The organism is Actinophytocola sp., assembly GCF_045807065.1.
Lineage (GTDB): Bacteria > Actinomycetota > Actinomycetes > Mycobacteriales > Pseudonocardiaceae > Actinophytocola.
Genome location: NZ_JBJMIE010000447.1, coordinates 1 through 4,782, shown reverse-complemented (window position 1 = coordinate 4,782; position 4,782 = coordinate 1). Strand labels below are relative to the sequence as shown.

5 protein-coding genes and 1 pseudogene are annotated in these 4,782 nt (G+C 68.3%); 2 read left to right on the top strand and 4 right to left on the bottom strand.

Annotated features, from left to right (window positions below; translation table 11 throughout):
* Positions 1-236 (bottom strand): annotated as a pseudogene (locus tag ACJ73U_RS26205) (IS982 family transposase); the annotation flags it as partial.
* A 932-nt stretch (positions 237-1,168) separates the two neighbouring features.
* Here ACJ73U_RS26205 and ACJ73U_RS26200 point away from each other — a divergent pair.
* On the top strand, positions 1,169-1,834 hold the full coding sequence (locus ACJ73U_RS26200) for a hypothetical protein (protein ID WP_407780366.1): 666 nt from the start codon (positions 1,169-1,171) through the stop codon (positions 1,832-1,834).
* Positions 1,835-1,877: 43 nt separating this feature from the next.
* Here the strand turns inward: ACJ73U_RS26200 and ACJ73U_RS26195 are convergent, their stop codons facing one another.
* Complete coding sequence (locus ACJ73U_RS26195) at positions 1,878-2,279, bottom strand: transketolase C-terminal domain-containing protein (RefSeq protein WP_407780367.1); 402 nt, start codon at positions 2,277-2,279, stop codon at positions 1,878-1,880.
* 224 nt (positions 2,280-2,503) lie between these two features.
* Positions 2,504-2,692: a hypothetical protein gene (locus ACJ73U_RS26190; RefSeq protein WP_407780365.1), complete on the bottom strand. Its 189-nt coding sequence runs from the start codon at positions 2,690-2,692 to the stop codon at positions 2,504-2,506.
* A 269-nt stretch (positions 2,693-2,961) separates the two neighbouring features.
* Between ACJ73U_RS26190 and ACJ73U_RS26185 the strand changes: the two genes are divergently transcribed.
* Positions 2,962-3,213: a DUF6194 family protein gene (locus ACJ73U_RS26185; protein WP_407780364.1), complete on the top strand. Its 252-nt coding sequence runs from the start codon at positions 2,962-2,964 to the stop codon at positions 3,211-3,213.
* 83 nt (positions 3,214-3,296) lie between these two features.
* Here ACJ73U_RS26185 and ACJ73U_RS26180 read toward each other — a convergent pair whose 3' ends face one another.
* Positions 3,297-4,682 (bottom strand): hypothetical protein, encoded by a 1,386-nt coding sequence (locus tag ACJ73U_RS26180; RefSeq protein ID WP_407780363.1) that lies wholly within the window; start codon positions 4,680-4,682, stop codon positions 3,297-3,299.
* Between the last annotated feature and the right edge of the window lie 100 nt (positions 4,683-4,782).

The following is a 4,782-nucleotide window of genomic DNA, read 5'->3' as shown; positions in this document are numbered from 1 at the left end:
TAGCCGGACTGACCGAGCATGTCGGGGAACATGTCCAGCAGGTCGGAGATGGCGTGGACGTGGCGGACCCAGCGGCGTTCGTTGTGGTAACCCAGCATCATCTGGGCGACCGCCAGGCAGATCAGTTCACTGTCGGTGAGGTCTGGTCGATGCCCGCGGCCTGCACGGGGTGGGACAACGTGGTCATCGACCAGGACATAGAGTGCTGTCAGGAGGGTGTTCAGGTCTTTCGTCACACATTGATCTTGAACACCCTCCGCCCGTGTCCTCTTACCGGGCCCCACTTCACATGATCTTCACCGCATCAATCATCTAGGGGCGCTCACCGAGTTTCCACCACTGATCAACGACTGTGTCCGCGTCCTCGGACATGATCACCCGGAGACCCGCAGCGCCCGCGGCAACTTCGCGCACTCGCTCGACAGAGCCAAGGGCCGGTAGGCCCACGCATGTCCGTCGGGGCCGGGCCATCTACTTGCACGCCGCCAACAAGAACGAGCTGCTCGCGGCAGCCACGTCGAGAACCCACGGGCGTTTCACGATCATGTTGTGAGTTCGAGGATGGTGAATGGTCGGTTGTGTCGGCGGCTGGCCCATCGGGTGCAGCATGGCCACCAAGTTGTTCGAATATTGGTCGACTGCTTGCATGGTGTCGCTTGACTGCCCTTGCGGGGGTGGAGACGGCGCCGAGGTGCTGGTGAAGCCGATTTCCTTCAAGCGCCCGAGGAGTTCGTCGATCTCCAGCGCCCACCAGCAGGGCTTCCAGGACGCGACCAGGTCGAGCGTGGAGACCCGCCGACCCCCGCGTGGGGCCCCGGGCACTCGGCGACCCGTCCAGCGCCACCGCCAGGTCCACCGTGGACGGGAGTCCCGGCCGCAGGTCGACGACGGCGGCCGAGTCGTACCGCTGGCCGAGTTGCACGACCGGCGCCGTTCATCGATATCGACGACACCGCAGCCCGCAGTGTTAACCGAGACCGGTCGGCACGTCGGCAACAGCCCATGCTGGTAATGCGACTGACCGTGTCATGGCGTCCACCGCCGGCCGCGACGCGACGCCGCATGCCCAGAAGCATGACGACAAGGCTGGCCGGGTAGCGGATCCTGGTCGATGATGGTGACCCCCGCTACCCGTTGGCGCTAGCCCACCCCGCCCCGTGACGATCCTTTGCGGACCGAAGGGCTCCGCAAAACGCTTGACCGGGTGGGGAAACTGATCGGTGTGAATGGGCGATGGACGCTGGTGCCACCTCAAGACTTCGATGACGCCGACTGGGCGGAGGCAGAAGTCAGAGGTGTGCTGCTGCACGTGTTCCTCGACCATGACGGCCGTCGGTTCCCGACGATCGTCTATGACCCGTACCGGATCGTCCAGGACGCCGACCTGGTGAACGAGTCCGCGGCGTTCTACGAGCCGAATGTCGTCCTGGTGCCCGAAGTGACCAAGGAGTCGGTCCGGCGGGTCGGCGATCGGCTCGCTCAGCGAGGGCACCTGAACTGGTTGCTGGAACTCACCGCCGCGCCCGGGTCGGCATGGTCACTCATCGTGCCGGAGTTCGTCGACTGGACGCGGATCAGTGAACTCGGCACCCTGTCCGCTTCGCTGGGCTACGGCGAACAGCGGTTCCCGGTGACCTTTTTCGACCTGGAGCGGTTTGCCTCGGCGGTCGGCTGGGACGACCTCGACGACCTCATCCATCGCCGGAAGGAACCCCGGCCCGTCGAGTTCTACGAGAAGAACTTCGTCGTGATCCCAACCTTGACCAAGGAAGCCGCCGAGCAGGCGGTCGAGGAGCTGGCGCGCGGCCGCGAGTTCGAGTGGCTGCTCAGCTGAGTCCATGATCACGGCGCACGCTGTACGTCGAGGTGCGCGAGGATCATGACCTTTCATCGCGCAGGGCGATCGCGTGCCGTTCGATGGCGTCAGGCCGCGGGAAGACCTCCCGTTGCAACACGGGGCTGAACAGCGCGGGCACCGGCAGCGCGTTGAGCTGGCGGATACCGGCCGGTCGCACCGCCTCCGTCATGAGCAACCGCGCCACGATCTCCGAGGCCGCCGAGCACGGCGCGGGCGCCTCGTCGACCACGAGCACCGTGCCGGTGGTGGCCGGGGCCTCGGCGATGCCGGCCAGGTCCAGCGGCGCGACGGTGCGGACGTCGACGACCGTGGCGCCGACACCGCGCCTGGCGAGCCGTTCGGCGCCTCGACGGAATGCCGCACGGCGAGGCCGATCGCGACGATCGTGATGTCGTCGCCGTGCCGCATGACGTCCGCGCAGCCGAACGCGATCGCGGGCGCGTCCCCGTCCGAACCAGGCGGCTCGTCGGCGAGCAGTGCTGGCGACCCCAGGATGACCACGGGTCAGAGTGGGTCAGTCGGTCGCCAGCAGCCCCGCCACCGCCACACCACTGCCTGGCACGGCGACGACAAGTCCCGGCGCCTGGGCGAGCATCGCGTGCGGCACGTGTTCGTCCTGCGCGCCGAGGAATCCCCACCGCGTGTCTAGGCCAGCACGGTCAGCGGCACGGTGAACTGCCCGCCCGTCAGGTAGCGCAGCTTGGTTGCCTGGTTGACCAGCGGATCCATGGCGGTGAAGAGATAGGCCGCACGCCCGATGTCCACGACGGGATGCAGGCCGGCGGCGGCCAGGCCCACCGCGTTGTCGAGCATGGCGTTCTCCGCGATGAGCATGCCGCGTATCCGGTCCGCCCCGAACTCCGCGACGAGGGCGTCCGGCTGCCCGGTGCACAGGTAGACGAGATCGGGATCCCGGCGCAGTACCTGGACGAGCGCGACTCGTCGAGCAGGCTCGAGCGATGTCGAGCCTGCTCGCTGAAGCAGTCCTCAGCTCTGTTCCAGCAGCTCGACCACGCATTCTGGTTCGCCCGCAGCGACGGTGACCGTTGCCGCAGGCGCGGCGATCCCTGCCAGGCTGGTGATCCGGTGACCACGATCGCTTCGTGACGATCATGACCAAGGACTACCCCGACGACGAGGGGGCGCGGATAAACCGGCCGGACACCTTCCGCCTGAACTTCTTCGCCGGCAAGGACGCGTTCGTCAGCTGGACCGGCCACGAGCCAAGTGAGCCGGCCGTGGAGGACGCGGGTGTGTCCGACAAGGTGATCGCCCACCAGGCCAACGGGCGACAGGGCTCGCTGGCCGTCGTGCACCCGGGACACGAGCGGGAACTGCGGTTCGTGAGCTGCTGACCGCGGCCCACGACCTCGCGCGCCCCGCTACCAGCGACGTGTGGGACGTTCCCGTGGTCGGACGGAAGGCGCAGGTCAGTCGGCTAGCTCCGAACGAGCACCGTGTGCGCGCTGCCGCCATCCCCGACGTAGTCGTAGACCAGCTGGTCGCCGGACAGTGTGACCGTGACCGTGCCCTTGTCCGGGCAGTTTTCGTACGTGTCGAACCGCTCGGTCTCCGCGAACACGAGCTTGTCCGCGCTCGCCTCGACGAGGTCCAGGTCACCCGAGCACGCCAGCTCGCTGATCCCGGGTGTAGCGCCGAAGTCCTCGTTGTACTCGCTGAGGCCCTCGAAACTGTCCGCACCGGGTTGATCCTCCCCCCACAGTTGCAACCGCACGTAGTAGGGCCGCGGCAGCCCTGGTCTACTCATCGGCTCCGGCGCCTGCCACTGGTCGAGGAACGCGTCGGGGATCGCGGGTCCGGTCGGCTCGTCCTGCGGCACGGACGGGCCAGGGGTCGCCGTCGGGTCCGGTAGGGGTGGTGCGCAGGGCTCCGTGGCGAACACCGCCTCCTGCCGGTCGGGGTGTGGCCCGCGAGGGCCGTTGGCGCCCGGCAGACCCGTCTGGTCACCCCAGCGTCCCCGGTAACCCCACCACGGCTGCTCGACCACCGAGCGGGCCGCATTCCAGGTGGACCACGGGGTGCCGGGCGACGTCACGTCGGTGACCGGTTGTGCCTCCGCCGGGCCGTAGGGAGTGGCGTCGTAGCCGCCCTCCCACGGGTACGAGCCGTGGGAGCCGGCTGCCGAGTAGGTCACCGGGTGGCCGTCGCGCCTGTCGATGTCACTCCAGGCGACTCGGCACGGGGGCTCTTCGTGCTTCCAGAAGGTCACGCCGTCCGGCTCGCCGTCCACCAACTGGACCGCGACCCGTTCCCAGTCGCCCTCGTGGTTGTTGAAGGCGTCGTTGTAGCCGTAGAACAACCAGTACACGAACGCGCTGGTGGAGCCGTCGCCCTTCTCGTAGTACTGCCAGTACACCGGCGCGGACGGGCCGGCGCCCCGGCGGGCGTCCTCGCCGTCGTCGAGGTCGAGGTAGAAGCCCTGGCTCTCGTCGGTGCCGGTGTAGGAGTCGGAGGCGACCGTGGCACCGCACTCCTGCGCGGTGTAGGGCGCGTCGCGACCCCCCAGCTTCCGTTCGTCGACCTCCGTGGCGACCTGTTGGGTGGCAGAGCTGCGCTGGCAGGCGCGGTGGAACAACAGCTTCGACTCCGCGACGAACCGGCTCGCGTCCATCGGGCCGTGTTCGTCGCCGGCGGCGAGCCAGACCAGGGGTGCGAACCGTGCCGCCTCATCCCCGCGACTGGCGGCCGGGGATGGGTCGCCGGCCAACCGCGGCAACTCCTCGCCGCCGTCGCAGCCGGCGATGACCAGGGCAACCGCGGTAAGGCCGGCGATCGCGACGCGCCGGTGCGAACCATGTGACATGCCGTCCCCCTTTGTCTCCCACTGATCTTTATAGCCGACTCACGGGGAGCGGTGGGCACGGTTGCGGGAACGGCTCAGGCGCGCGCGGTTTCCAGGCGGG

What these genes read in the sequence shown, in the direction of transcription:
- ACJ73U_RS26190 (WP_407780365.1), bottom strand. Translation starts at nt 2,692, where the DNA reads ATGCTCATCGCGGAGAACGCCATGCTCGACAACGCGGTGGGCCTGGCC.
- ACJ73U_RS26180 (WP_407780363.1), bottom strand. Translation starts at nt 4,682, where the DNA reads ATGTCACATGGTTCGCACCGGCGCGTCGCGATCGCCGGCCTTACCGCG.